At 60.5% G+C, this 24,698-nt stretch carries 26 protein-coding genes; 14 read left to right on the forward strand and 12 right to left on the reverse strand.

Annotation, left to right across the window (positions count from 1 at the left end; translation table 11 throughout):
* The 3 genes from IFT59_RS00660 to ccmA are packed head-to-tail and all read right to left on the reverse strand — an operon-like array spanning position 1 to position 2,127.
* Complete coding sequence (locus IFT59_RS00660) at positions 1 to 783, reverse strand: heme ABC transporter permease (RefSeq protein WP_192085684.1); 783 nt, start codon at positions 781 to 783, stop codon at positions 1 to 3.
* Positions 784 to 823: 40 nt separating this feature from the next.
* Complete coding sequence (gene ccmB, locus IFT59_RS00665; protein WP_192085686.1) at positions 824 to 1,483, reverse strand: heme exporter protein CcmB; 660 nt, start codon at positions 1,481 to 1,483, stop codon at positions 824 to 826.
* Entirely contained in the window at positions 1,483 to 2,127 is a 645-nt protein-coding gene (gene ccmA, locus IFT59_RS00670) for a heme ABC exporter ATP-binding protein CcmA (RefSeq protein WP_192085688.1), read from the reverse strand. The genes ccmB and ccmA overlap by 1 nt, the downstream gene beginning before the upstream one ends.
* Positions 2,128 to 2,408: 281 nt before the next feature.
* Between ccmA and acnA the strand changes: the two genes are divergently transcribed.
* From acnA to IFT59_RS00690, 4 genes are all read left to right on the forward strand, one after another.
* Positions 2,409 to 5,102 carry an aconitate hydratase AcnA gene (gene acnA, locus IFT59_RS00675; RefSeq protein WP_192085690.1) on the forward strand — a complete coding sequence of 898 codons (2,694 nt, stop codon included), beginning with the start codon at positions 2,409 to 2,411 and terminating at the stop codon, positions 5,100 to 5,102.
* Between the two features lie 194 nt (positions 5,103 to 5,296).
* On the forward strand, positions 5,297 to 6,034 hold the full coding sequence (locus IFT59_RS00680; RefSeq protein ID WP_062462359.1) for a sulfite exporter TauE/SafE family protein: 738 nt from the start codon (positions 5,297 to 5,299) through the stop codon (positions 6,032 to 6,034).
* 177 nt (positions 6,035 to 6,211) lie between these two features.
* Entirely contained in the window at positions 6,212 to 6,979 is a 768-nt protein-coding gene (locus IFT59_RS00685; protein ID WP_192085692.1) for a DUF1223 domain-containing protein, read from the forward strand.
* A gap of 326 nt (positions 6,980 to 7,305) precedes the next feature.
* Complete coding sequence (locus IFT59_RS00690; protein WP_192085694.1) at positions 7,306 to 7,695, forward strand: DUF2794 domain-containing protein; 390 nt, start codon at positions 7,306 to 7,308, stop codon at positions 7,693 to 7,695.
* Positions 7,696 to 7,701: 6 nt separating this feature from the next.
* Here the strand turns inward: IFT59_RS00690 and IFT59_RS00695 are convergent, their stop codons facing one another.
* The 4 genes from IFT59_RS00695 to IFT59_RS00710 form a co-directional block, all read right to left on the reverse strand.
* Complete coding sequence (locus tag IFT59_RS00695) at positions 7,702 to 8,259, reverse strand: GNAT family N-acetyltransferase (RefSeq protein ID WP_192085696.1); 558 nt, start codon at positions 8,257 to 8,259, stop codon at positions 7,702 to 7,704.
* A gap of 123 nt (positions 8,260 to 8,382) precedes the next feature.
* Positions 8,383 to 9,129 carry a Bax inhibitor-1/YccA family protein gene (locus IFT59_RS00700; protein ID WP_062581634.1) on the reverse strand — a complete coding sequence of 249 codons (747 nt, stop codon included), beginning with the start codon at positions 9,127 to 9,129 and terminating at the stop codon, positions 8,383 to 8,385.
* A 156-nt stretch (positions 9,130 to 9,285) separates the two neighbouring features.
* Positions 9,286 to 11,829, reverse strand: coding sequence for an ABC transporter permease (locus IFT59_RS00705; RefSeq protein WP_092659287.1), 2,544 nt, complete (start codon positions 11,827 to 11,829; stop codon positions 9,286 to 9,288).
* Positions 11,826 to 12,536, reverse strand: a complete 711-nt coding sequence (locus IFT59_RS00710) for an ABC transporter ATP-binding protein (protein ID WP_062581638.1) — start codon at positions 12,534 to 12,536, stop codon at positions 11,826 to 11,828. Before IFT59_RS00710 ends, IFT59_RS00705 begins: the two co-directional genes overlap by 4 nt.
* A 75-nt stretch (positions 12,537 to 12,611) precedes the next feature.
* On the opposite strand from IFT59_RS00710, the gene IFT59_RS00715 reads away from it, so the two are divergent.
* The 4 genes from IFT59_RS00715 to IFT59_RS00730 all read left to right on the forward strand — a co-directional run bounded on the left by IFT59_RS00715 (position 12,612) and on the right by IFT59_RS00730 (position 14,720).
* Positions 12,612 to 13,262, forward strand: coding sequence for an arylesterase (locus IFT59_RS00715; protein WP_062462382.1), 651 nt, complete (start codon positions 12,612 to 12,614; stop codon positions 13,260 to 13,262).
* A gap of 66 nt (positions 13,263 to 13,328) precedes the next feature.
* Positions 13,329 to 13,916 carry an RNA 2',3'-cyclic phosphodiesterase gene (gene thpR, locus IFT59_RS00720; RefSeq protein WP_092659293.1) on the forward strand — a complete coding sequence of 196 codons (588 nt, stop codon included), beginning with the start codon at positions 13,329 to 13,331 and terminating at the stop codon, positions 13,914 to 13,916.
* Positions 13,917 to 13,936: 20 nt separating this feature from the next.
* Positions 13,937 to 14,254, forward strand: a complete 318-nt coding sequence (locus IFT59_RS00725; RefSeq protein ID WP_192087067.1) for a 4a-hydroxytetrahydrobiopterin dehydratase — start codon at positions 13,937 to 13,939, stop codon at positions 14,252 to 14,254.
* A 64-nt stretch (positions 14,255 to 14,318) separates the two neighbouring features.
* Positions 14,319 to 14,720 (forward strand): YkvA family protein, encoded by a 402-nt coding sequence (locus tag IFT59_RS00730; RefSeq protein WP_062462639.1) that lies wholly within the window; start codon positions 14,319 to 14,321, stop codon positions 14,718 to 14,720.
* Positions 14,721 to 14,738: 18 nt separating this feature from the next.
* Here the strand turns inward: IFT59_RS00730 and IFT59_RS00735 are convergent, their stop codons facing one another.
* Positions 14,739 to 15,302 (reverse strand): sigma-70 family RNA polymerase sigma factor, encoded by a 564-nt coding sequence (locus IFT59_RS00735; RefSeq protein WP_062462388.1) that lies wholly within the window; start codon positions 15,300 to 15,302, stop codon positions 14,739 to 14,741.
* A 417-nt stretch (positions 15,303 to 15,719) separates the two neighbouring features.
* Here IFT59_RS00735 and IFT59_RS00740 point away from each other — a divergent pair, with 417 nt between their 5' ends.
* The 3 genes from IFT59_RS00740 (at position 15,720) to IFT59_RS00750 (ending at position 19,101) form a co-directional block, all read left to right on the forward strand.
* The gene (locus IFT59_RS00740) at positions 15,720 to 16,247 is read left to right on the forward strand and encodes an invasion associated locus B family protein (protein ID WP_192085698.1); all 528 of its coding nucleotides are present in this window, start codon (positions 15,720 to 15,722) and stop codon (positions 16,245 to 16,247) included.
* 237 nt (positions 16,248 to 16,484) lie between these two features.
* Positions 16,485 to 17,723, forward strand: a complete 1,239-nt coding sequence (gene rlmN / locus IFT59_RS00745; RefSeq protein ID WP_192085700.1) for a 23S rRNA (adenine(2503)-C(2))-methyltransferase RlmN — start codon at positions 16,485 to 16,487, stop codon at positions 17,721 to 17,723.
* A gap of 307 nt (positions 17,724 to 18,030) precedes the next feature.
* Positions 18,031 to 19,101 carry a hypothetical protein gene (locus IFT59_RS00750; RefSeq protein WP_342366065.1) on the forward strand — a complete coding sequence of 357 codons (1,071 nt, stop codon included), beginning with the start codon at positions 18,031 to 18,033 and terminating at the stop codon, positions 19,099 to 19,101.
* Positions 19,102 to 19,156: 55 nt separating this feature from the next.
* On the opposite strand, the gene IFT59_RS00755 is transcribed toward IFT59_RS00750, so the two are convergent.
* Positions 19,157 to 19,798 (reverse strand): LysE family translocator, encoded by a 642-nt coding sequence (locus IFT59_RS00755; protein ID WP_062462396.1) that lies wholly within the window; start codon positions 19,796 to 19,798, stop codon positions 19,157 to 19,159.
* A gap of 72 nt (positions 19,799 to 19,870) precedes the next feature.
* Entirely contained in the window at positions 19,871 to 20,728 is an 858-nt protein-coding gene (locus tag IFT59_RS00760; RefSeq protein ID WP_192085702.1) for an SDR family NAD(P)-dependent oxidoreductase, read from the reverse strand.
* Between the two features lie 150 nt (positions 20,729 to 20,878).
* On the opposite strand from IFT59_RS00760, the gene IFT59_RS00765 reads away from it, so the two are divergent.
* The 3 genes from IFT59_RS00765 to IFT59_RS00775 all read left to right on the forward strand — a co-directional run bounded on the left by IFT59_RS00765 (position 20,879) and on the right by IFT59_RS00775 (position 22,755).
* Positions 20,879 to 21,133 (forward strand): type II toxin-antitoxin system ParD family antitoxin, encoded by a 255-nt coding sequence (locus IFT59_RS00765; RefSeq protein WP_245341568.1) that lies wholly within the window; start codon positions 20,879 to 20,881, stop codon positions 21,131 to 21,133.
* Positions 21,130 to 21,420, forward strand: a complete 291-nt coding sequence (locus IFT59_RS00770) for a type II toxin-antitoxin system RelE/ParE family toxin (RefSeq protein ID WP_062462402.1) — start codon at positions 21,130 to 21,132, stop codon at positions 21,418 to 21,420. The genes IFT59_RS00765 and IFT59_RS00770 overlap by 4 nt, the downstream gene beginning before the upstream one ends.
* A 111-nt stretch (positions 21,421 to 21,531) precedes the next feature.
* Complete coding sequence (locus tag IFT59_RS00775) at positions 21,532 to 22,755, forward strand: argininosuccinate synthase (protein ID WP_113111722.1); 1,224 nt, start codon at positions 21,532 to 21,534, stop codon at positions 22,753 to 22,755.
* A 59-nt stretch (positions 22,756 to 22,814) separates the two neighbouring features.
* On the opposite strand, the gene IFT59_RS00780 is transcribed toward IFT59_RS00775, so the two are convergent.
* Positions 22,815 to 23,990, reverse strand: coding sequence for a multidrug effflux MFS transporter (locus IFT59_RS00780; protein ID WP_062581648.1), 1,176 nt, complete (start codon positions 23,988 to 23,990; stop codon positions 22,815 to 22,817).
* A 37-nt stretch (positions 23,991 to 24,027) separates the two neighbouring features.
* The gene (locus IFT59_RS00785; RefSeq protein WP_192085704.1) at positions 24,028 to 24,531 is read right to left on the reverse strand and encodes a MarR family winged helix-turn-helix transcriptional regulator; all 504 of its coding nucleotides are present in this window, start codon (positions 24,529 to 24,531) and stop codon (positions 24,028 to 24,030) included.
* Between the last annotated feature and the right edge of the window lie 167 nt (positions 24,532 to 24,698).

Raw genomic sequence — 24,698 nt, forward strand, 5'->3', positions numbered from 1 at the left:
TCACGTGCTCATCTCAGTCGTCAGGCCGGGTTTGTCGCCGGCCATTCTTGCTGCCATCCGGCGCTGCGCCGACACGCGGCGGCGCCAGATCTCGTTGCGCATGGCGGCGATGTGCAGGGTGAAGAACAACATCGTGAAGGCCAGTGCCATCACAAGCAGCGGCCGCAGGAAAGACCCGTCGATGCTCGATCCGCCCATGCGAATGACGCTTGCCGGCTGATGCAGCGTGTTCCACCAATCCACCGAGAACTTGATGATCGGAATGTTGACGAAGCCGACCAGGATGAGGATGGCGCAAAGGCGTGCGGCCTTGCCGGGATCATCCATGGCGCGGTTGAGCGCGATCAGGCCGAGATACATCAGGAACAGCACGAAGACGGAGGTGAGGCGCGCATCCCAGACCCACCAGGTTCCCCACATCGGCTTGCCCCAGAGAGAGCCTGTGGCGAGTGCGATCAGGGTAAAGGCGGCGCCGAGCGGGGCGGCGGTCTTGTGGGCAACGTCTGCCAGCGGATGGCGCCAGACCAGCGTGCCGATCGCCGAAAGCGCCATCACCGTGTAGCACATCATCGACAGCCATGCCGCGGGCACGTGCACATACATGATGCGAACCGTCAGCCCCTGCTGATAGTCGCCTTCGCCGGCAAAGCTCAGATAGAGGCCTGCTGCAAACAGGATCGCGGTCACCGCCGACAGCCAGGGCAGGACGCGCGACGCCAGGCCGAGAAACCGGGTCGGGTTGGCGAGATCGCTGAATTTGGTGATGGCAAGGCTTTCGGACATCTGGGTTTTCTACTTCAGGACGAGAAGAGGTTCCATCTAATCAATCGCCGGCGTTTCGCAAAGCGAGCGCTGCGCCAAGGGGCCCAAGCACTGCAAAAAACATCGTGATTGCCACCAGTATCAGAAAAGGCGGCAGGAATGGAGCAGGATCCTCCACCGCCGCATAGGAAGCGCTTACCCCGAAGATCAGCACCGGCACGGCAAGCGGCAGGACGAGGATCGAGACAAGCAGCCCGCCGCGCGGCAGGGTGACCGCCACAGCTGCGCCGACGGCACCGATGAAGGTGAGTGCCGGCGTGCCGACCAGCAGCGTCAGCATGGTAGCGCCGATTGCCACCTCGTTCATGTTCATGAACAGGCCAAGCAGCGGCGAGGCGATGACCAGCGGCAAACCGTTGCCGATCCAGTGCGCCAGGCATTTGATAAGCACGGTCAGGACCAGCGGGTGCTCCTGCATCAACATCACGTCCAGCGATCCATCCTCACGGTCGGTCTGGAACATCCGGTCGAGGCCGAGCAGGGCGGAGAGGAGCGCTCCGATCCAGACGATAGCCGGACCGATTCGCGACAGGAGGTTGAGATCGGGACCGACGCCGAAGGGAATGACGGCGACAACCGTGATGAAGAACAAGACGCCGATCAGCGCGCCACCGCCGGCACGCACGGAGAGCTTCAGATCGCGCAGAAGGAGAGCGGTCATCACCAGACCTCCTCCGCAAAGCTGGCAAAACCCGCCATCTGCAATTCCTGGGCGTTCTCCAGCCCGAGCGGTTGGTGGGTGGCGGCGATCAGGATGCCGCCGTTTCGGAGATGTGATTCGATCAGCCCGGTGAACACGCGTTCCGCACTCACGTCGAGTGCCGCGGTCGGTTCATCGAGGATCCAGACCGGCCGGAAGGAGACGAGAAGCTTGGCAAATGCCATGCGCCGCTGCTGGCCGGCGGAAAGATATCCGAACGGCAGATGGGTGATGTCGGAAAGGCCGACCGCGTCGGCCGCTTCGTCGACCGGAAGAGATTTGCCCTGCGGCGAGGCTCCGAAAAACTTCTGCCAGAATGTCAGGTTCTCATGCACGGAAAGCTCGGCTTTCATGGCGTTGCGGTGGCCGAGGTAATGACAGGCTTCGGCGGCCCGCATGCCCTTGTCAGCCGTGTCCGCCTGCCAGGTGACGGTGCCGCTTTCGGGGCGCAGGAGGCCTGCGACGACGCGCAGCAGCGTGGATTTTCCTGATCCGTTTTTCCCCGTCAGAACAAGGCTTTCGCCGCCAGACAGTGCGAAGGAGACGCCCTGGAAGATCAGATCTTCGCCGCGCCGGGCGCTCAGATTTTCGGCAATCAGCCGCATATGGTCTATGCCTTTTCGGGCCGGATTAAGCCTTCGATCACACCGCTGCCAAAAAATGTTTGGCGACCTGCGTCAAAGTGTCTGGAACGCTTCTTAGAAATTATCTATAAGCATCGCAACACGCCAGCGGCCGGCGTGATTTTCATCTAGCGCCGAACTTGAGGATCATCAAAAGTCCTTTCGTGCGGACAGCGGAAATGGTCGTACCCGCATCCTGATGTGCATGAAGTGCATAGGCGTCCGCACGCGCGTGTTGGCTCTTACATCAGCGGGGTTTATCCGTGGCTAAATCTGTCGACAGTTTCAATTGTCGCTCCGTCCTTACCGTAGGCGGTAAGGACTATGTCTATTACAGCCTTCCGAAAGCCGAGCAGAATGGTCTGCCGGACGTTTCCAAGCTGCCCTTCTCGATGAAGGTTCTGCTTGAAAACCTGTTGCGCTTCGAAGACGGAAAGTCCGTTACCAAGGACCAGATCCTGTCGGTTGCCGAATGGCTCAACAACAAGGGTCTGGCCGAGGCTGAGATCGCTTATCGTCCAGCCCGCGTGCTGATGCAGGACTTCACCGGCGTTCCGGCAGTCGTCGATCTCGCAGCCATGCGCGACGGCATCAAGGCACTCGGCGGCGATCCTGAAAAGATCAACCCGCTGGTCCCGGTCGATCTCGTCATCGACCACTCGGTCATCGTCGACGAATTCGGCACACCGACTGCTTTTGCCCGCAACGTCGAGCTCGAATACGAGCGCAACGGCGAGCGCTACCGCTTCCTCAAGTGGGGCCAGCAGGCGTTCAAGAATTTCCGCGTCGTTCCGCCCGGCACCGGCATCTGCCACCAGGTGAACTTCGAATATCTCGGTCAGACGGTCTGGACCAGTGAAGAAGACGGCGAAACCGTCGCTTATCCGGATACCTGCGTCGGCACCGATTCGCACACGACCATGATCAATGGTCTCGGCGTTCTCGGCTGGGGCGTCGGCGGTATCGAAGCGGAAGCCTCGATGCTCGGCCAGCCGGTCTCGATGCTTCTGCCAGAAGTCATCGGCTTCAAGCTGACCGGCAAGCTCAAGGAAGGCGTTACCGCGACCGACCTCGTGCTGACAGTCGTGCAGATGCTGCGCAAGAAGGGCGTGGTTTCCAAATTCGTCGAATTCTTCGGCCCGGGCATGGACAACATGCCGGTCGCAGACCGCGCGACGATCGGCAACATGGGTCCGGAATACGGCGCGACTTGCGGCTTCTTCCCGGTCGATGCCGAAACCGTCAGCTACCTCCACATGTCCGGCCGCACGAAGGAGCGCATCGCGCTCGTCGAAGCCTATTCGAAGGCTCAGGGGATGTGGCGCGACACCGATGGTGCCGAGCTGGTCTTCACCGACACGCTGGAACTCGACCTCAACGACGTCGTGCCGTCGATGGCCGGCCCGAAGCGTCCGGAAGGTCGCATCTCGCTCGAGAACATCGCCTCCGGTTTTGCCGGCTCGATGGACACCGACTACAAGAAGCCCGGCCAGCTTGAAAACCGCTACCCGGTCGAAGGCACGGATTACGATCTTGGCCATGGCGATGTGGCGATTGCCGCCATCACGTCCTGCACCAACACGTCCAACCCGTCGGTGCTGATCGCTGCAGGCCTTCTCGCCCGCAACGCCGTTGCCAAGGGTCTGACGTCCAAGCCGTGGGTCAAGACGTCGCTTGCACCGGGATCTCAGGTTGTTGGCGAATATCTCGCCAAGTCGGGCCTGCAGGATTCGCTCGATGCGATCGGCTTCAACCTCGTTGGCTTCGGCTGCACGACCTGCATCGGCAATTCCGGTCCTCTGCCGGCGCCGATCTCCAAGACGATCAACGACAAGGGCCTGATTGCCGCCGGCGTTCTCTCCGGCAACCGCAATTTCGAAGGCCGTATCTCGCCTGACGTCCAGGCCAACTACCTGGCTTCGCCGCCGCTCGTCGTCGCTTATGCGCTGGCCGGCTCGGTGCGCAAGGACCTGACCACGGAACTGCTCGGCATCGGCAGCGATGGCCAGCCGGTATTCCTGAAGGACGTCTGGCCGACCTCCAAGGAAGTCCAGGAGTTCATCCAGAAATACGTCACCCGCGAACTGTTCGAAAGCAAGTATGCGGACGTGTTCAAGGGCGACGAGAACTGGCAGGCAGTCCAGATCCCTGACGGCGACACCTATGCATGGGACGACAAGTCGACCTATGTGCAGAACCCGCCGTATTTCGTCGGCATGGGCAAGACGGGAACCGGTCTCAAGAACATCCACGGCGCCCGCGTCCTGGGTCTGTTCGGCGACAAGATCACCACCGACCACATCTCGCCGGCCGGTTCGATCAAGGCAGCTTCGCCAGCCGGTGCCTACCTGTCGGAAAACGGCGTCGCCGTTGCCGACTTCAACCAGTACGGTACGCGTCGCGGCAATCATGAAGTCATGATGCGCGGCACGTTCGCGAACATCCGCATCCGCAACCACATGCTCGGCCCGAACGGCAAGGAAGGTGGCTACACCATCCACTATCCGTCCAAGGAAGAGATGTCGATTTACGATGCGGCCATGAAGTACAAGGATGAAGGCACGCCGCTGGTCATCTTTGCCGGCGTCGAATACGGCAACGGTTCCTCGCGTGACTGGGCTGCAAAGGGCACCAACCTGCTCGGCGTCAAGGCCGTCATCGCCCAGTCGTTCGAGCGTATCCACCGCTCCAACCTGGTCGGCATGGGCGTCGTTCCCTTCGTCTTCGAAGAGGGCGTGACCTGGGCTTCGCTCGACCTCAAGGGTGACGAGACGGTCGAGATCGTCGGTCTCGAAGGCGATATCAAGCCGCGCGAATGGAAGATCGCAAAGATCACCTATGGCGACGGTTCGGTGAAGGAAATCAACATCCTCTGCCGCATCGATACGCTGGACGAGGTGATCTACATGAACAACGGCGGCATTCTGCAGACCGTTCTTCGCGATCTGGTCGCTTAATAAAAAATCCTCCACCCGCCGGTCAGACCGGCGGGTGGAATTTCTTTAATGGCGATCGGCTCTCCCTCGTGGCTGCGCTGTCGCAACACTTCGTCAGCCCGGATTCCTGGGCTGTACGCTCAATTCCCCTGACCAGCACGGGGATGCGGTGGTGAGCATTTCGCCTTGGCCACCGACGTTAAGGTCTTCATTCCTTGTCCCTCATCATTTTTATCGGCATGGCCGTTACGGTTTTCCTGACGTCGCTTCTGTCTGGGATTTTCGGCATGGCGGGCGGGCTGATCCTCTTGTGGGTCCTGCTGTTTCTCTATCCGGTCGGCACCGCCATCGCGATCCAGGGCGTCATCCAGATGGTCTCCAACGGATCCCGCGCCTGGTTCTCCCGTGCCTATATCGACTGGAAGATCCTCTCGATCCTGTGCTCTGGTGTGGCGGTTTCCGCCCTCATCCTGTTTCTGACGAGCTATATGCCAAGCCTGATCGTGGTTCTGATCGGTGTCGGCCTGATGCCTGTTCTCGTCTGGTTGCCGGTCAACAGGCTGCAGCTCGATGCGTCCCGTCCCTCGCATGCGTTTCTGGCTGGACTGCTGTCGGGTGGGATGACGATCAGCGTCGGCGTGGCAGGTCCGACGGTCGATATCTTCTTCATTCGCACCGAGATGGACCGGCGCAAGGTCATCGCCACCAAGGCGTCGATCCAGACGATCTCGCATCTGGCAAAGATCGCCTTCTACTGGGATGCCGCTTCGAACCTTCCGACCGTCGACATGGTGGCGGTGCTGATCGCCGCGCCGATCGCCATCCTCGGCGCACGGGCGGGCAACGGTATCCTGCAAAAGATGACGGACGCCAATTTTCGGAGCTGGACCCGATGGGTGGTGACCGGCGTCGGCGCGGTCTACCTGACCCAGGGATTGCTGAGCTTTTTCTAACAGGCGGAACGGGCCGGACACGCGATCGCAGAGAGCGATCACATGTCGGATCCTCACCCGTTCGTGACTTCCTCTTGAACCGGTGCCGCGGTTACTTATCCGGCGTCCCACCGTTATGGCCTTGATTGCCCCTCGCAATCGTGGATAACAAACAACCTATCAAAGGGTTTGCCATTCATGCTGCTTCGTTTTCGCTCCATGGTCGTCGTTGCCGGTCTGCTGATAGCAGGCTCGGCTTCGGCAGGGGAATCGAAGGCCCCGAAGGGCGTCGTGGAACTGTTCACCTCGCAGGGCTGTGCCTCCTGTCCGCCTGCGGACACCACGTTCAGCCAGCTTGTGGCCCAGGGCGACGTCGTGGCGCTGTCCTATCACGTCGACTACTGGAACTATCTCGGCTGGACCGACACGCTTGCCTCCAAGGAAAATACCGAGCGTCAGTACGGCTATGCCAAGACGATGGGCCGCAGCGGCGTCTACACGCCGCAGGCCATCATCAACGGTCGCGACCATGTCAAAGGTACGGACCTGGTCGGCATCAACTCCAAGGTCGATGGTATGCGCAGCAAGGGAGAGGGCCTGGTTGTTCCCGTCTCGGCTGCCATGCACGGAGACGAGATCGAGATCGAGATCGGCGCCGGCAATGCACAGATACCGGCCGAGGCCGAAGTCGTCGTCGCCTACTTCACGAAGAAGCAGCAGGTCGAGGTGACGAAGGGCGAAAACAGCGGCAAGAACATGGATTACTGGCATAGCGTCTACGACGTGCAGTCGGTTGGCATGTGGAACGGCCAGACCATGTCGCTGAAGCTGCCAGGCAAGCTGATGGGCAAGTCCAAGAAGGACGGTTGCGCAATCCTGCTTCAGGCATCGGGCCCGAACGGCGAGCCGGCCGAAATCATCGGCGCAACAATCCTGATGGCCGGGCGCAAGAAGCTGGACGACTGACAGGGCATACCAACACCGCTCACCAGCAAGCTGGTCGCGGAGCGCCGCGCGCTCATTCTTTTCGACGGGAAGTTTGTTGGCGGCCCGGTCCAAATCCACTGGGGGGCTGGGGGTAAGGGTCAGCGAACCGAACCGGGCCAAATGGCGCTAAAGAACGCGCCAAACCAACATCTACAATCTCGCTTGCAATTCGGGCGCTGTTTTGACCGAAATACGGCTTTCTCAGAAAACATCGCGGCAGCCGGTAACCGGGTATGCCAGCGTTGCAATTTCTAAAATGTCGGGGCACACTGTCACTGCTTTGACATCTATGATTGGGAGTCTTGATGACCGATCAGCCTGAATTTCCGAGGGGCCACCGGCCTCACGATGCTGCCGTCGTCGTCAATCTCAGCGAATACCGACAGAGCCTCGATCCTGCGCCCGTGACGTTTCACCGTCGAGAGCTCGACTCCATCCTGTGGATCTATGGTCGGATGGTGGGCGAGGGCGAGTGGAAGGATTACGCGATCGACCACCTGAAGGACAAGGCCGTCTTTTCGATCTTCAAGCGATCGGGCGAGATGCCGCTGTTCAGGATCGAGAAGAACCCCAAGCTCGCCAACAAGCAGGGTGCCTATTCCGTCATCAACACGAACGGCGTGATCCTGAAGCGTGGTCACGAGCTGCCACAGGTGTTGAAAGTGTTCGACAAGGCGCTGAAGCTCATCGACTGAACTGGTTCACTCGGTGAACAGCGAACCGGGATAGACCGTCGGGTCAGGCGGTGTATCCCTAGCCGCGCCGAGTGCAATCTGCATCAGGACCGTGTCCAGCCACTGACCGTGCTTGAAGCCGGTGCCTTTCAGCGTACCGGTCATTTCGAAGCCTAGGCTCTTGTGGACCGCGACGGATGCGGGGCTTGCGCCACCGATCACGGCCACCATCTGGCGAAAGCCGAGCGCTGTGCAGCGGCTGAGCAGTTCCTGCAGCAGTGCTTTGCCGGCACCCTTTCCACGCGCCCCCGGAGAGAGATAGATCGAATCCTCTACCAGCCAGCAATAGGCCGGCCGCGTGCGGAAGGCGGATGCATAGGCATAGCCGATGAGGACGCCGGCGTCGTCGATGGCGGCGATGTAAGGATAGCCCTTCTCGCAGATGGCGTGGAAGCGCGCGGTCATCTCTTTCAGATCAGGCGGGGTGATCTCGTAGCTTGCGGTGCCGTTCAGCACACTGTCCCGGTAGATGGCCGTGATGGCGGGCAGGTCGTCGGTTGTGACGTCGCGAAGGTGCTGGGGCATGGCAGGACTTGGGGCTTGAGGTGAGGCAGAAAGCCTATGACGCAGCCTCCCGGCGGGCAACAAAAAAGGCGACCTTGCGGCCGCCTTCTTGTTTGTCGTCTGGTCTGTCTTCCACTTCGTGGATCAGTTGTTACGGTTGCCCATGAACTGAAGCAGGAAGGTGAACAGGTTGATGAAGTCGAGGTAGAGCGTCAGGGCGCCCATGATCGCCTTGCGGCCCATGACCGTCGCATCATCCGCGTCGTAGTACATTTCCTTGATCTTCTGCGTGTCGTAGGCGGTAAGGCCTGCGAAGATCAGCACGCCAATCGCGGAGATCGCGAAGCCGAGTGCCGAAGACGCCAGGAAGATGTTGACGATTGAGGCGATGATCAGGCCGAACAGGCCCATGATCAGGAACGAGCCCATTGCCGACAGGCTTCTCTTCGTCGTGTAGCCGTAGAGCGACAGAGCGCCGAACGAAGCTGCGGTCACGAAGAACGTCTGCACGATGCTCTGGCCGGTAAAGACCAGGAATATCGACGACAGCGAAAGACCCATCAGGGCAGCGTAGCCCCAGAAGGTTGCCTGGGCGGCGCTTACGCTCATCTTGTTGATCCTGAAGCTCAGGAAGAACACGACGGCGAGCGGCGACAGCATCACGACCCAGCGCAGCGGGCTTGCAAACAGCAGCTGGCCGAAGGGGGTCAGCTGGCCATCGGCGACGGCCATCTGCCAGGTCGCGAATGCCGCGATGCCGGTGATTGCCAGGCCGAGTGCCATCAGGTTGTAGACCTTGAGCATATAGGCGCGCAGGCCTTCATCGATCATCGCACCGGACTGCGCACCCGTCTGGGCGGCTCGGTTTTGATAGTTGTTGAAGTCAGCCATAGTATCCTCTTCAAGCTCCGGAATTTGTCACGGTGTCGGGCCCTAACGGTCAGACCCAGGCGCCGCTGCGGAGCCCAGCAAGCCTACCATCAAATATGAGGCGATAACCACGCCTATACAAGGGGGAAGGAACGCAATGGATCCCAAAGCTCCCGATCACAATTCCCGGAGGACCGGCGCCGCCTTCTGGCCCAGCACCCGCCACGTGCCGATAAGCCCGATGCCGACGGTCAGCACCAGCGAGGCCACAACCGTGATGATCGCCACATCTGGCAGGAAGGTCGAGGGAAGGCGCATGATGCGCGACACGATGAACCAGGCGGATACGCCGCCGGCCAGAAGCGCAAACACGGCGGTGGCGAAGCCGAGGATCATGTATTCGTAGCTAAAGGCACGAATGAGCATGGATCTCGTTCCCCCCAACGTCTTCAGGATCACGGCATCGTGGGTACGGGCGCGGTTTCCGGCCGCAAGCGCCCCGGCAAGCACCAGCACCGAAGCGATCAGCGCCACGGCGGCCGCTGCCCGGATCGCGGTTGCTAGCTGGCCGATCAACTGATCGACGATATCGATCGCATCCTTGACCCTAACACTCGTGATGGTCGGATAGGCATTGCTGACGGAGCGCAGGATTGTCGCTTCCTGCTGCGCCGTTGCCGATGGATCGGTGAGGGTCGCAAGCCAGGCATGCGGCGCGCCGCGGAACGTGTTGGGCGAGAAGACCATGACGAAGTTGATGGACAGCGATTCCCATTCGACGTTGCGGAAACTGGAGATCTTGGCGGTGATGTTGCGGCCGAGCACGTTGACGGTGACCGTATCACCGAGTTTCAGTCCGAGTTCGCCTGCCTCTTCCGCCGAAAATGAAACGAGAGGCTCGCCGTCATAGTCGGCCGGCCACCATTCACCCTGCGTCAGGGTCGAGCTTTCCGGCTTGTTCTTGGCGTAAGTGATGCCGCGATCGCCGCGCAGAACCCAACGGCCCTTTGCCGGAACATTCATCTGACTGACATCCTGACCGTTGAAGGCGAGGATGCGACCCCGCAGCATCGGCACCTCGAACAGCTTGGCGCCGGGTGCCTGCTCCTGCAGCAGCTTGCGGAAACCATCGACTTCGGCGCTCTGGACATCGACGAAGAAGAAGTTCGGCGCGTTGCGGGCGATGTTGCCGGTCAGCTGGTTGCGCATGTTGCCGTCGATCAGCGCCAGCGTCACCAGGAGTGCCAGACCGAGGCCGAGCGAGAGCACGACCGAGGGCGTCAGGGCGCCGGGACGGTGGATATTGCCGAGTGCCAGCCTCAAGGCCGGCGAACTGACGCGCGGGGCACGACGGGCAAGCCACGCAATGAGCGCCGCCACAAGCCGCAGCAGCACGAACGCGCAGGCGACCGCGCCGAGGAAGACCGAGGCGACGAAGTGATTTTCGGACGAGAAGATCGCAAGGATTGCGAGAGCGGCGAGTGCTGCGCCTGCGGCTGCCAGATACGGCCAGGATGGAAGCCGGCCCGTGTCGAAACTCTGTTCTCTGAACAAAGCTGTGGCAGGGACCTCGCGGGCATGTCCAAGCGGCAGAATGGCGAAGGCAAAGGTGATCAGCAGACCGAACAGGGCGGCAAGCCCAAGCGCCGACGGATAGATGTTGATGCCATCGGGTACCGGAAGCACGCCTTCGAGAAAGCGCAGTGCCACGATGGGCGAAACGGCGCCGATGACGAGGCCGGCCAGAATGCCGATCACTGCCAGAACCATGATCTGGAACAGGTAGATCAGCGTGACAACGGTTGCGGGCGCGCCGAGGCACTTGAACGTGGCGATCGTGGTGCGTTTCGCATCGAGGAAGGCCCGCACGGCGTTCGCCACGCCGACACCGCCGACGATCAGCGCGGTGAGGCCGACCAGCGTCAGAAACTGCGAGAAGCGCTCGACGTTTTCGGTAAGCGAGGGGGCTGCGCGGTCGCTGCTTCGGATCGACCAGCCGGCGGCCGGGAATTCGCGGTTGGCGCGATCGGCCAACCCGGTCCGGCTGGCAGGATCACGCAGCTTGATCTTGTAGGCGTGTTCGACAAGGCTGCCGTTTGCCATCAGGCCCGACGCCTGCAGCGCTTCCCGGCTGACCATCAGGCGGGGCGCAAAGCCGAAGCCATCGGACACCGCGTCCGGTTCCGACGCGATCGTGCCGCGCAGGACGAGCCTGATATTGCCAAGCAACAGTTCGTCGCCGGTCTTTATGCCGAGGCGCTCGAGCAGAAGCGGTGCGGCCAGCGCGCCGAAGGTCTCGCCCTGTTTGGCGACGAGTTCCTGCAGGGGCGCGGCCGGCTCGGCCTTAAACTCGCCGTAGAGCGGATAGGCGCCGTCGACGGCCTTGACCTCGACCAGCGCCTGTTCGGATCCATCCGGCTTGCGGGCCATGGAGCGCAGGCCGGTTGAGACAGACATTTCGCCGAGCCCGCTCAGAAAGGCGCGTTCCTGCTCGGTCGCTTCGCGGTTGTTCAGCTCAAAACGAATATCGCCGGCAAGCAGTTGCTGGCCCTGGCCGGCAATCGCCTCGGTAATGGCGCGCGAAACGGAATTGACGGCGGCGATCGAGCCGGTGCCAAGGGCGATGCAGGCGAGGAAGATGTAGAAGCCGCTAAGGCCACCGCGCATTTCCCGCAATGCCAGGCGCAGCGCAATCTTAAGCCGAGGGACCGCGACCATCATACGGATGCGACCTGAACGGCCGGAGCGCCTGCTCCGTCGTCGATTATTTCGCCGGAGCGGACGCGGATCTGGCGCGAGCAGCGGGCAGCGAGCGAAATGTCATGGGTGACGAGGATCATCGTCATGCCGCGCTCGGCCTGCTTGGAAAACAGAAGGTCGGCGATCTGGCGCCCGGTCTCGGTATCGAGATTGCCGGTCGGTTCGTCCGCGATCAGCACGGCGGGCGAGGGGGCGAGTGCGCGGGCAATCGCCACGCGCTGCTGTTCACCGCCAGAGAGCTGGCCGGGATAATGGTGCAGGCGTTCACCCAGGCCAACGGCTGTCAGCTCGCGGCGGGCGATCTCGAACGGATCTTTCGCATTTGCAAGCTCCAGCGGGACTGCGACGTTTTCGAGCGCGGTCATGTTGGCGATCAGATGGAAGGACTGGAAGACGATGCCGATATTACGGCCGCGGAAATCCGCCAGCGCATCTTCGGAAAGGTTGTGAAGCGCCTGGCCGTTAATGACGATCTCGCCGCTGTCGAGGCGTTCGAGGCCGGCCAGCACCATCAGCAGTGTCGATTTGCCGGAACCGGAGGGACCAACGATGCCGACCGCTTCTCCTGCGTCGACGTCAAGATCCATGCTCTTCAAAACGTGAACGGATGCCGCCGCGCTGCCGAGGGTGAGATCGGCTTTTCGCAGCGTGATGATGGTTTTAGTCAATGCAGACCGTCCTATATAGGCTTCAAGAGCAATTCATGCCGCGCTGCGGTTAAGCCCAAATCTAGGAGACCGATCGTGCGTTTTAAAGCAAGACCGCTTCAATTCCTCGTCATGATACTGGCAGCACTGACCGCAGCCCCGGTTTTCGCCCAGAACAAGACCCTCCAGATCGTCGGTTTTGGAGACAGTCTGATGGCCGGTTACCAACTGGCGCCGGCAGAATCCTACACCGCCCAGCTCGAGGCAGCGCTGAAGGCGAAGGGCCTCAATGTGGCGATCAACAATGCCGGCGTGTCCGGCGACACCAGTTCCGGCGGGCTTGGACGCATCGACTGGTCGGTTCCAGATGGCACTGATGGCGTGATCCTTGAGCTTGGCGCCAACGATGCGCTGCGCGGCATCGCACCCGAGCAGACGGAAAAGAACCTCGATGCGATGATCACGCGGCTGAAGGCGCGCAACATTGCGATCTATCTGGTTGGCATCATGGCGCCGCCGAACATGGGCAGCGACTATGCGCAGAAGTTCAACCCGATCTACGAAAGGCTCGCCAAGAAACACGCGCTGCCGCTCTATCCGTTCTTCCTTGATGGCGTGACCACGGTTGCCGGAATGCAGCTTGAAGACGGCATGCATCCAAACGCAAAGGGTGTCGCGGCCATGGTCGAAAAGAGCCTTCCTTCCGTCGAAGCCTTCCTTGGGGACATCGGTAGTCAGCAAAAATAATATCTTGCGCGGAAGCGAGTTGCATGTTCCGCTGTTAGCATCTGCAAAAGATTCGAGGAGGTCCCTATGCCGAGACTTTTCATCGCCCTCGAAGTTCCACGCAATGTCGCCATGAGCCTGTCGCTGCTTCGTGGCGGCATCCCCGGCGCACGGTGGATCGATGTGGAGAACTATCACATCACCCTTCGCTTCATCGGCGACATCGACGGACGGACCGCAGACGAGATCGTCGACCGGCTGGACCGGATCGACCGTCCGGAATTCCAGCTAAAGCTGACCGGGATAGGTTCGTTCGGGTCCAAGAAGCCGCACTCGATCTTTGCCGGTGTCTCCCCGTCGCCCGAACTTCACGCGCTGCAGGGGGAAACCGAGCGGATCTGCCAGCGTCTCGGACTGGCGCCGGATCCGCGGAAATTCACGCCGCATGTCACTCTGGCACGTCTCAAACACTGCCGACTCGATGAAGTCGTACATTACCTTTCAGGGCGCGGGAATTTTCACACCGCGCCCTTTGTCGTTCCGCGTTTCGTGCTGATGTCTTCCAAGGAATCCTGCGGTGGCGGGCCCTACCTGACGGAGGAAATCTTCCCGCTGCGCGAGCTCAGCTACGGCTATGCCCAGGACGAGATGGAAACAGCCGAGCACCGTTTCTAGTCTCTGGCGAAGGTATGCTGATGGCTTATGAGGTGCTGGACAGAGAAGCGATCGAGCGCGAGATCGCCACTCTCGATGGCTGGACGATGGGACTTGATGGCGACGCGATCACAAGGAGCTTTGTCTTTGCGTCTTTTCCCCAAGCCTTCGGGTTCATGACGGAATGCGCGTTGGCTGCTGAAAAACTCGACCATCATCCGGACTGGTCCAACAGCTATTCGCGAGTCGAGGTGCAGCTCACCACGCATGCGAAGAAGGGACTGACAGATCGTGATTTCAAGCTGGCGCGAGCCATGGACGAGGCATTTCGCGCACGGATCGTCACGCCCCGGAATTGAACTTCATACCGGCATTCCCATATGCTGATGCATTGAAGCGAGCATCTGGAGTGACGGAATGAGCGTGGATGACGTCAAGATCGGCGAGATCCTTCTGCCCGGCGACGAAAAAACGCAGGATCGCCGGGAAAAGCAGGTGCGTGCCAGGTTCTGGCCGACGATGCGGCGAGCCGCGCGGCAAATTCCATTCAGCCGCGATCTGGTCGCCGCCTATTACTGCGCCGTGGACCGAAAAACACCCTTGCGCGTTCGCGGGACCTTGCTGGCAGCGCTTGCCTATTTCATTCTCCCCATCGACATCGTCCCAGATTTCTTTGCGGTCGTCGGGTTCAGCGATGATATCGCGGTTCTTGCTGCGGCCCTGCGCATGATCCAGGGCCATATCAACGACGGACATTACGACGCAGCAGACAGCGCGCTTGCCGATCACCCCGATATTGCAGCCGGAATGAAGACGAGCGGCTGATCCGGCCGCCCCGCCGCTTCAGTTCGGTGAAGTCTCTTCCAGTGCTCGCCGCAGGCGCTCGAACGCCAGCCTGATGCGCGACTTTACGGTGCCCAGCGGAAGCCCGGTCGAAGCGGCGATTTCGGAATGGGACTGACCCAGGAAAAAGGCGGCCCGCACCAGCTTCATCTGCTCGTCCGGAATCTGAGAAAGGGCATCACGGACCCGCTCGTCGCGCTCCTTGCTTTCAAACAAGGTGTCGACGCCCGGTACCTCCGCCAAGGCAAGAAATGTCTCCTGGCCGTCAAACTTGCGGTTTCGGGCGCGGCGCTTGGCATCGATGTGGCGGTTTCGTGCGACCCGGAACAGCCAGGTCGACAGGCTTGATCTTGCGGGATCATAGAGGCTGGCACGATGCCAAAGGATGGTCATGACATCCTGGACGAGTTCTTCTGCCTCGTCCGAATTCATGCCGCGCTTCATCAGCCAGGATTTCAGGCGTGGCGCGAAATGATCAAAAAGCGCAGTGAACGCGTCTTGATCACGCGTTGCAGCCACTGCCCTGACCAGGCGGGCGAAGCGGTCTCTCTCGTCCCCTAGCATCTAACCGGCAGTAGGCTTTCTTTGTGAGTAGGCGTCAGCTTTGCGACTATCCTACCGTATCGGTAGAAAAACGGGTAGCGGTTTTAAGCAGGATTTATACGTAGTTTCAAAGTGCTGCGGCCTGCGTCATCGGACGGACAAACTCTTGCCCAAATCGTTGTTGAGTGATGCGCCCAGAAAACTCGACGTTTGGAACGGGCATCATCAAACGCAACCCTGCGCCGCATTCGACCACATCCCGGTTCACTACATATTCAGCATCCAACCGATAGTGTTGACTCTTTGGTAACCGGAATGAAGTCAAAATGGGACCCGACCGTTGGGACGCCGCATATGACGCCCAGACATGACGCCGAGAAGGCATGTCCGTACTGGCCCGGCTCGGGCCCTTGAAATTACGAAAATTGGCAGGAGATCATGGCCGCTAGAACCGTCGCAATCGCATTGGCGCTTACTCTCGCCGGAATTGGCGCAGGACTTGGCGCCGGCACGGGTACCGCTTCCGCCCAGACGCCGAACCGCATCCAGCAGTTCAAGGCGTGGGGTGCGTATTCCTACAAGCAGGGCGCGGCTACGGTCTGCTACGTCTTGTCCGTCCCGACGACCAAGGAGCCTGCAAGCGTCGATCACGGCGATATCTTCTTCATCGTGTCGCAGCGTCCAGGCCAGAACATCTCCTACGAGCCACAGGCGATGATGGGCTACACGATGCAGACCAATTCCAAGGTCGTCGTGACGATCGACAACAAGAACTTCACGATGTTCACCAAGGACAAGGCTGCCTGGGTCGAGAACGCTGCCGAAGAACCGGCTCTCGTTGCTGCGATGCGCACCGGTCAGAAGATGAGCGTCAGCGCCGTATCCGGTCGCGGTACCAAGACGTCCTACGCCTATTCGCTGCAGGGCATTTCAGCGGCTCTGAAGCAGGTCGAATCCTGCAAGTAAGCAGAGATTGCCACCACCGCATTGGAAGGCCGGTCATCGACCGGCCTTTTGCGTTTAACGAAGAATAGTGACGTGGCGTCGTTTTGATGATAAAGCGCCCGTCAAGATTAGTCCTGCGCGACCGTTCCTCGGAAAGTCGCTTACCCGGGACGCCATGATTTCACAGAAAGACATGCCACGGCGATGCGCGAAACCTGCGCTGGGCGAAGGCATGTTATTCGAACGGGATATGAAGAAATGTCGGTCTCCGAGGCCTTTGCGCCTGTCGCCATCAAGAAGCCGCTCGTCGCCAATCCGGACCTCTATAGCGAAAAGCCGTCGCTGATCGGTATGTCGCGCGATGATATGGGCGCGGCGCTGCGAGAAAAGGGCATACCGGAAAAGCAGGCGCGGATGCGTGTCAGCCAGCTCTGGCACTGGCTCTACATTCGCGGCGTGTCGGATTTCGACGCGATGACGAATGTCGCCAAGGACATGCGCGAAATGCTGAAGACGCATTTCACGATTGCGCGTCCCGAAGTGGTGGAAGAGCAGATCTCCAATGACGGCACGCGCAAGTGGCTGCTGCGCTTTCCGCCGCGCGGTGCCGGCCGTCCGGTCGAGGTCGAAACGGTCTATATTCCCGAAGAGGGCCGCGGCACGCTGTGCATATCCAGCCAGGTCGGCTGTTCGCTCACCTGTTCCTTCTGCCATACCGGCACCCAGCGCCTCGTGCGCAACCTGACGGCCGAGGAAATCCTTGGCCAGCTGCTTCTGGCGCGCGACCGGCTGGGGGATTTCCCCGGTGCCGACACGCCGCCCGGCGCTTTCGTGCCGACTGGCGACCGCAAGGTCACGAATGTCGTCATGATGGGCATGGGCGAGCCGCTCTACAATTTCGAAAGCGTCAAGACGGCGCTGCTGATCGCGACAGACGGCGACGGGCTTTCGCTGTCAAAGCGTCGTGTCACGCTGTCGACGTCGGGCGTCGTGCCGGAAATCTATCGGACCGGCACGGAAATCGGCGTGATGCTGGCGATCTCGCTGCATGCGGTCCGCGACGAACTGCGCGACATGCTGGTGCCGATCAACAAGAAGTATCCGTTGAAGGAACTGCTGGAAGCCTGCCGCCAGTATCCGAGCCTGTCCAACGCCCGTCGCATCACATTCGAATATGTGATGCTGAAGGACGTCAACGACAGCCTCGAGGATGCCAAGCTGCTGACCCAGATGCTGAAGGGCATTCCGGCTAAGATCAATCTCATCCCGTTCAACCCGTGGCCCGGTACCAATTACCAGTGCTCGGACTGGGAGACGATCACCAAGTTTGCCGATTTCATCAACCAGGCCGGCTATGCCTCGCCGATCCGCACGCCACGCGGCCGCGACATTCTCGCCGCCTGTGGCCAGCTGAAGTCGGAATCGGAGCGCATGCGCAAGACGGAGCGTCTCGCCTTCGAAGCGATGATGATCGCCGGCCATGGCGAAGACGACTGACGCCGGGAGGGCTTCGATTGCTGGCTGAACCGGCTCGAAGCCTGGAAACCTCTCATCAGTCCTTTCGTTTCCGACACCAAGCGCTCGATGGGCGGCAAAAATGCCGCCTGGCGCGTCGCAAATGCGCTTGATTCCGTTGTAGGGGTCATATGCAGTCTGCAATAATCTGATATCGATGTGGCTCATCCAGGTGCAACCGGAAGATGCCGCCATGTTTCAGCATCCCATTAGGAAGTCTGCATTTTATGTATCACTAACAGGCGGAACGATAGTTACTGCCTTAATTTCCACAACCGCAGAAGCGCATGTGAAATGGTTCGCACCCTACATCGTGGGTGCGCCACTGCAGCCGGTCGAAACTGTTCTGCGTGATATCTGGTTTTGGGTGGCGATCGCACTTGTTCTCGTTTGTTTCGCCGCAGCCCGGGTCATAGAAACCAGCCGTTTTGGACCGCTGATCTTCGAAGCGCTTGATCGCTTTACCTCGCCGCTCTGGGCGAGGATCGACGATTATGTCCGCGTCGTCATTGCCTCGTTCTTCGTCGCGATCTTTGCCACGGGTGGCGTTTACCTGACGCCGGACCTGAAGACGCCTGCCGAATGGGTGTCCTGGCTGCAGTTGCTGATCGCTGCCCTGATCTTCTCGCGGCGGACCATGCCTTTCGCCGGCCTTGGAATTGTTGCCCTATGGCTGCTCGCGGCGCGGGACTACGATCTCTTCCACTTGTTCGACTATTTGGCGCTCGGGCTCGGCGTTGCCGCCTACCTGATCATTGAGCCGATGATAGACGACTGGCGTGTCCACCGTTTTGAAGTGCTGCGCTGGGGGCTAGCCGTCGCGCTCATGTGGTCGAGCCTCGAAAAATTTGCCTATCCCGAATGGTTCTATCCGCTGGTGCTGGAAAAGCCCTTTCTCACGATGGGCATGCCCCGCGATGTCTTTATTCCCATGGCCGGTATCGCCGAATTCACCATGGGCTTCGGTCTTCTCTGGACCGCGCTTATCCGCCGCCTTTCGGCCATCGCAATGATCGTCATCTTCACCTCGGCCGTCTTGCCGTTCGGGCGTATCGACCTGATCGGCCACGGTTTGATCACCGCCATCCTGGTGGCGGTTGCCTGCGACCAGAACCGGGCAGACGGGCTGCTGCCCGGACTGAAGCAGAAGCTTTCGGCCATCCCTGCCGGGCTGGCTGTCGCCATCGTGGTTTTCATGAGTGGCTATTGGGGCCTGCATCTCGCCTTCTATGGTGCCGGAGGCTTTTCCGGGCCGATGACGGCCGAAAAGACCACCCATTCCCACAGCGTCGAATACCCGCATGGCCCGCAGTCCGACATCGGAATTGGTGCCCCGCCCACCCGCGGCCAGGGGGAGTAACAGAAGAGTCGTCCTTCGACGCGAAGCGAAGGTAGTTTGAAACGAAGGGGCGACCTTATCTCGACTGCGTCATGAAGATCTTCACGGCGAAGACAGAGAACACGCCGGCGAAGGTGTAGTCGAGGCCGCGCAGGACTTTCGGATTTCTCTGCAGCCAGTTTGCAAGCCGATCGGCAGCAAGCACGACGATCAGGTTTACCGGCATGCCGATGGCGATGAAGAAGATCCCGAAGAAGACCAGCTTGCCCGTCACATGCGGATCTGTCGCCGTCACGAACTGCGGCAGGAAAGTCATGAAGAAGATGATCACCTTCGGATTGAGGATGTTCACCCAAAAGCCGATCGAGATATTTGCGAGCGGGCTCGCCGTTGCGCGCTCCACGGTTTCGACGGAGAAGCTGGAGCCGAAGCGGATCGCCTGGATCGCCAGCCACAGCAGATAGGCGGCGCCGCCGGTTTTCAGGATGAAGAAGGCGGTGGGCGAGGCGGTAATCAGCGCCGAGATGCCGAAAGCGACCAGAAGCGTGTGGCAGACGACGCCAAGACTGGTGCCGAGCACCACGAACAGTGCCGATCTGCGCCCCTGCGCAAGCGCCCGGCTGATCGACAGCGTCATATCAGGCCCAGGCGTCAGAGCCAGAAGCAAGCCGGCTGCGGTGAAGGCCAGAAGCGATGCAAGGCTTGGCAGGAATTCCATTAAGTGTCCTCGAAAGCCGGATGACGGTTGTCGCTTTTTATCCGGCTTTCGAAGTCCTGCCAAACCTGTCGATCAACTGCCGCTGATGAATTCTTTTGATGCATCCGCAAAGTCCGGATGCCAGCGCGACAGAGGCGGACGGTTTTCGATGATGTCGCCGATCGCCCAGGCCATACGCCGCTCGTCCGTCTTGCGGTCGACGTCGTTGTCCGGGCAAAGGATGTAGAAATCCCCGCGTTCGAGACTTTCCAGCATGAACTGCACCGTCTGTTCTGAGGTCCAGGCGGCATCGGGCTTTTCGGTGCGGTCTCCCTTGGTCAGTCCGGTATAGACGAAGCCGGGGATGAGAAGGTGGGCGCTGACTTTGCATTCGGGCATGTTGCGCAATTCGTGCTGCAGGGCTTCGGTAAAGGCTTTTACGCCGGCCTTGGAGACATTGTAGGCGGGATCGCCGGGCGGCGTGGTGATGCCCTGTTTCGAGCCGGTGTTGATGATCAGCGCCGGTTCGCCATGGGCGATCATGCGGGGACCGAAGGTTCTGCTGCCATTGACGACGCCCATCAGGTTGACGGCCAGAACGTTGTCCCAGTTGACCTGCGGGCCGAACAGGCTGCTGCCGGGCTGGATGCCGGCATTGTTCATGAGCACGTGCACCCGGCCGAAGCGCTGCAGAACGGCACGTTCCAGAGCTTCGATCTCCGCCGGCTTCGAGACGTCGGTGCCGATTGCCACGATATCGGCCTCGCCATCGTCGGCAAGGGCGGCCACCTCGCGGCAGGCCTCTGACAGCCGGTCGCCCTCGAGATCCGCGAGGACGACGCACATGCCAAGTTTCGCAAATTCCTTGGCAGCGGCAAGGCCGATACCGGAGGCGGCGCCGGTGACGACGGCGACATTGTCTTTCTTCAGAGCAGGGTGAGTGATGGACATGGAAAGTCTCCTCTTTGACGCTTCTGTTGAAAGGTTTTGGCGTTCGAAGGTTCGGGCTGTTCTGAGACCCAAAGGTGTTCAACGGCTCGGCGCGATATGGTATGCTACAGCAGATCCGTCAACATGACGCGAGACCGAACCGGAGCCGGCATGATGGGCGAACTTGGATCTATCAAAGTTGACGAAAGACTGGCCGCCTTTGTTGAAAAGCAGGTCGAAGACGGACGATATGGCTCCGCCAGCGAAGTGATCGAGGACGCTCTGCGGATGCTGCAGGAAAGCGACGCGGCCTCGCTGGAGGCCATCCGCGCGGCAATCCAAGAAGGCGAAGATTCTGGTGAGCCAGAGCCGTTTGATTTCGATGAATTCATAGAGCAGAAGCGGGCGCGGCGCCTGCAGCCATGAAGGCGCTGGTTTTTGCGCCGAACGCCGTCGCCGATATTGATGGGATTTACGATCATACGGAAGAATTCTGGGGCTTCGAACAGGCTGAGGACTATACGTTCAGCCTGAGGCAGGCGTGCCGGATCCTCGCTGCGGGCGAACGACGCGGCCGGCATGTGCGCGGGATCAAGACCGGGTATCTGGCGCTGACCTATCGGTCTCACTTCATCATCTATCGTGAGACAAAAACCCAGGTCGTGATCATCCGCATCCTCCATCAACGCATGAACCTGTCGCGCCATCTCTGACGCGGTCGCTTCCGGGTTTTTCTTGCGCGGCTTTTGAAACTCGCTAAAAGTGCGCCATCCCAGACACGACGGTTGATCCAACCGCCGCCACCCGCAGACGGACAATTCGACATGGCACTTCCGAAAGACGTAAAAAAGGTCGTTCTCGCCTATTCCGGCGGTCTCGACACCTCGATCATCCTGAAATGGCTGCAGACCGAACTCAATGCGGAAGTGGTGACCTTCACCGCCGATCTCGGTCAGGGCGAAGAGCTGGAACCGGCGCGCAAGAAGGCCGAGATGCTGGGCATCAAGGAGATCTATATCGAGGACGTCCGCGAGGAATTCGTCCGCGACTTCGTCTTCCCGATGTTCCGTGCCAATGCCGTTTATGAAGGCGTCTACCTGCTCGGCACGTCGATCGCACGGCCGCTGATCTCCAAGCACCTGATCGAGATCGCCCGCAAGACCGGTGCTGATGCCATCGCGCACGGCGCGACCGGCAAGGGCAACGACCAGGTCCGCTTCGAGCTGTCGGCCTATGCGCTCAACCCGGATATCAAGGTCATCGCGCCTTGGCGCGACTGGGCTTTCAAGAGCCGCACGGACCTTCTGAACTTCGCCGAACAGAACCAGATCCCGGTTGCCAAGGACAAGAAGGGCGAAGCGCCGTTCTCGGTCGATGCCAACCTGCTGCACTCGTCTTCCGAGGGCAAGGTGCTGGAAGACCCGGCGGTCGAGGCTCCCGAATACGTGCATATGCGCACGATTTCTCCGGAAGCAGCACCGGATCAGGCGACAACCATCAAGGTCGGCTTCCGCAAGGGCGATGCCTGCTCGATCAATGGCGTCGAGATGTCTCCGGCAACCCTGCTCGCTGCGCTCAACACCTACGGTCGCGACAACGGTATCGGCCGTCTCGATCTGGTCGAGAACCGGTTCGTCGGCATGAAGTCGCGTGGCATCTACGAGACCCCCGGCGGCACGATCCTGCTCACCGCTCACCGCGCCATCGAATCGATCACGCTCGACCGGGGTGCAGCTCACCTCAAGGACGAGCTGATGCCGAAATATGCCGAGCTCATCTATTACGGCTTCTGGTACTCGCCGGAGCGCGAGATGCTGCAGGCCATGATCGACAAGAGCCAGGAGCATGTGGAAGGCGAAGTGACGCTGAAGCTCTACAAGGGCAACGTCATGGTCATCGGCCGCGAGAGCGCGAAGTCGCTCTATTCCGACCAGCTGGTCACGTTCGAGGACGATCAGGGCGCCTACGATCAGAAGGATGCAGCCGGCTTCATCAAGCTGAATGCTCTGCGCCTGCGTACGCTCGCCAAGCGCAACCAACTCCGCTAAGCGCCCTCGCATCGGATTAGTCTTAGAGGCCCGCTTCCGAAAACGGAGGCGGGCTTTTGTCATTGGCGGCGGTTGATGATCCGGTACGCGATGTAGCTGCCGACGGCGATATATTCCATGGCGGGAATGATCGTGCCGATCGCCGTCAGCGGGTCGCCGAAAAAAGCGGCGAGAAGGCCGCCGACAAAGCCGCCGCCCATCTGGATGAAACCCATCAGTGCGGAAGCGGAGCCTGCCGTCTTCGGGAATGGGGCGAGGCCGACCGTCACTGTGTAGGGCGAGATGAACGCGATGCCGAAGGTGGAGACGCCGACCGGCAGCATGATCGACAGGAAGGATGGCGGCAGCAGATATACGGAAAGCGCCATCATCGTGCCCCCGATACCGCTGAACATGAGCCCGATCACCACCGTCGTCGGCCCGCTGATGCGCCCGGACACAAGCCGCAGTGCAATCGACCCGCTGAGAAAAGCGCCGGTCTGGATGAGCATGCCGAGGCCGAACTGCGTCGGGGTCAGCCCCACTTCACCGATCAGCACGAAGGGAAGCATCGTTCCCTGGGCGTAGAGCGCGCCGATCGCGCCGCCGAGAACAAGCGAAGGAAGCAGAAAGCGCAGGTCCTTCAGAAGCGAAACGTAGGTCGCGACAAGGGTCGAGGGTCTGAGCCGGCTTCGGTCGGGAACCGTTGTTTCCTTGAGGAACAGCAGGCAGCTTGCAAGCACGATAACGCCGAAGATGACCATCAGCACGAAGACGGATTTCCAGCCGAATACCGACAGCGACAGGCCGCCGATCGTGGGGCCGATTGCTGGACCCACCGCCAGCATGATGCCGATCATGTTCATGATTCGGGTGGCTTCAAAACCGACGAACTGGTCGCGAACCGCGGCACGGGCAACGGTCATGCCGACGGAAGCGCCGATCCCCTGCACCAGCCGTCCGGCCAGGATCCAGTCGACCGAGGGCGCAAAGACCGCCATCAGCGAACCAACGAGGTAGATCAGCAAAAATGCGATGCTGGCAGAGCGGCGACCGAATGCATCGGATGCCGGGCCTGCCAGAAGCTGTGCGACGGCGAAGCCGCCGAAGTAAAGCGTCAGGCTGAGCTTGATCGCCGCTTCCGACGTGCCGAAGGCTTTCACGAGTTCCGGCATCGCCGGCGTGTAGATCGCCATCGAGACCGGGCCGATCGCCGTCAGCAGCGCGCCGAGCAGCGTGGTTCGCAGCGCGGTCATCCTGTTGGGCGGAGTCGTTGCGGAGGCGGCCAGCGTATCAGCCGTCATCAATGTCGGCCTGAGAAGAATTGAAGCTTTGCAGGTTGCCGTTGAAGATTTTCATGGCCGCTGCGATGCGTGTCGCGGTTTCGGCATCGAAGCCTTCAGTGGCGCAGGTGATGATGGCGCGCAGTTCCTGCTGGATTGCAGCCAGCATGTCGGCGGAGGTCGATGTCAGCATGATGCGCTTTGCCCGCCGGTCGGCGCAGCATTGCTGCCGCTCAATAAGGCCAAGCGCCTGCAGCCTGTCGAGATAGGCGCAGAGCGTCATCGGTTCGACGCCCATGCGCAAGGCTATGTCGAGCTGGCGGCTTCCGTCGACTTGCGCGATATGGATCAACGCTCTTGCCTCGCCGGCGGTGAGGCCAAGGCCCGCCTGGGCGATGCGACGTTCGAAAGCCGTGCGCAACAGCCGCGCCGCATCGGCGATCAGAAAGCCAAGCGTTTCACCGTGCACGTCCTGGCCGGGTGTTGTCGGGCACTGTTCAATCGCGAGCTTCATAAGGCTGCCTTACTATCTTTCCCCGACGAGGCAAATCGAAAAGCCGGGAAACCGCATGGCGGGGCCATTTCGGCGCGATGTGCGTCCCAAAAATCTGCTTCGACAGATGAAGCCCTTGCCGCGCCTGCCTATATATGGTCGCTCTATGCACTTAGACTGGATACCGA

Source organism: Rhizobium sp. CFBP 8752 (assembly GCF_014842035.1).
GTDB lineage: Bacteria > Pseudomonadota > Alphaproteobacteria > Rhizobiales > Rhizobiaceae > Neorhizobium > Neorhizobium soli.

Bases quoted from the DNA above. Each gene is read 5' to 3' on its own strand.
- IFT59_RS00660 (WP_192085684.1), bottom strand. From the start codon at position 783: ATGTCCGAAAGCCTTGCCATCACCAAATTCAGCGATCTCGCCAACCCG.
- ccmB (WP_192085686.1), bottom strand. From the start codon at position 1,483: ATGACCGCTCTCCTTCTGCGCGATCTGAAGCTCTCCGTGCGTGCCGGC.
- ccmA (WP_192085688.1), bottom strand. From the start codon at position 2,127: ATGCGGCTGATTGCCGAAAATCTGAGCGCCCGGCGCGGCGAAGATCTG.
- IFT59_RS00685 (WP_192085692.1), top strand. From the start codon at position 6,212: ATGCTGCTTCGTTTTCGCTCCATGGTCGTCGTTGCCGGTCTGCTGATA.
- IFT59_RS00690 (WP_192085694.1), top strand. From the start codon at position 7,306: ATGACCGATCAGCCTGAATTTCCGAGGGGCCACCGGCCTCACGATGCT.
- IFT59_RS00695 (WP_192085696.1), bottom strand. From the start codon at position 8,259: ATGCCCCAGCACCTTCGCGACGTCACAACCGACGACCTGCCCGCCATC.
- IFT59_RS00700 (WP_062581634.1), bottom strand. From the start codon at position 9,129: ATGGCTGACTTCAACAACTATCAAAACCGAGCCGCCCAGACGGGTGCG.
- IFT59_RS00705 (WP_092659287.1), bottom strand. From the start codon at position 11,829: ATGATGGTCGCGGTCCCTCGGCTTAAGATTGCGCTGCGCCTGGCATTG.
- thpR (WP_092659293.1), top strand. From the start codon at position 13,329: ATGCCGAGACTTTTCATCGCCCTCGAAGTTCCACGCAATGTCGCCATG.
- IFT59_RS00725 (WP_192087067.1), top strand. From the start codon at position 13,937: ATGGCTTATGAGGTGCTGGACAGAGAAGCGATCGAGCGCGAGATCGCC.
- IFT59_RS00735 (WP_062462388.1), bottom strand. From the start codon at position 15,302: ATGCTAGGGGACGAGAGAGACCGCTTCGCCCGCCTGGTCAGGGCAGTG.
- IFT59_RS00740 (WP_192085698.1), top strand. From the start codon at position 15,720: ATGGCCGCTAGAACCGTCGCAATCGCATTGGCGCTTACTCTCGCCGGA.
- rlmN (WP_192085700.1), top strand. From the start codon at position 16,485: ATGTCGGTCTCCGAGGCCTTTGCGCCTGTCGCCATCAAGAAGCCGCTC.
- IFT59_RS00755 (WP_062462396.1), bottom strand. From the start codon at position 19,798: ATGGAATTCCTGCCAAGCCTTGCATCGCTTCTGGCCTTCACCGCAGCC.
- IFT59_RS00760 (WP_192085702.1), bottom strand. From the start codon at position 20,728: ATGTCCATCACTCACCCTGCTCTGAAGAAAGACAATGTCGCCGTCGTC.
- IFT59_RS00765 (WP_245341568.1), top strand. From the start codon at position 20,879: ATGATGGGCGAACTTGGATCTATCAAAGTTGACGAAAGACTGGCCGCC.
- IFT59_RS00770 (WP_062462402.1), top strand. From the start codon at position 21,130: ATGAAGGCGCTGGTTTTTGCGCCGAACGCCGTCGCCGATATTGATGGG.
- IFT59_RS00775 (WP_113111722.1), top strand. From the start codon at position 21,532: ATGGCACTTCCGAAAGACGTAAAAAAGGTCGTTCTCGCCTATTCCGGC.
- IFT59_RS00780 (WP_062581648.1), bottom strand. From the start codon at position 23,990: ATGACCGCGCTGCGAACCACGCTGCTCGGCGCGCTGCTGACGGCGATC.
- IFT59_RS00785 (WP_192085704.1), bottom strand. From the start codon at position 24,531: ATGAAGCTCGCGATTGAACAGTGCCCGACAACACCCGGCCAGGACGTG.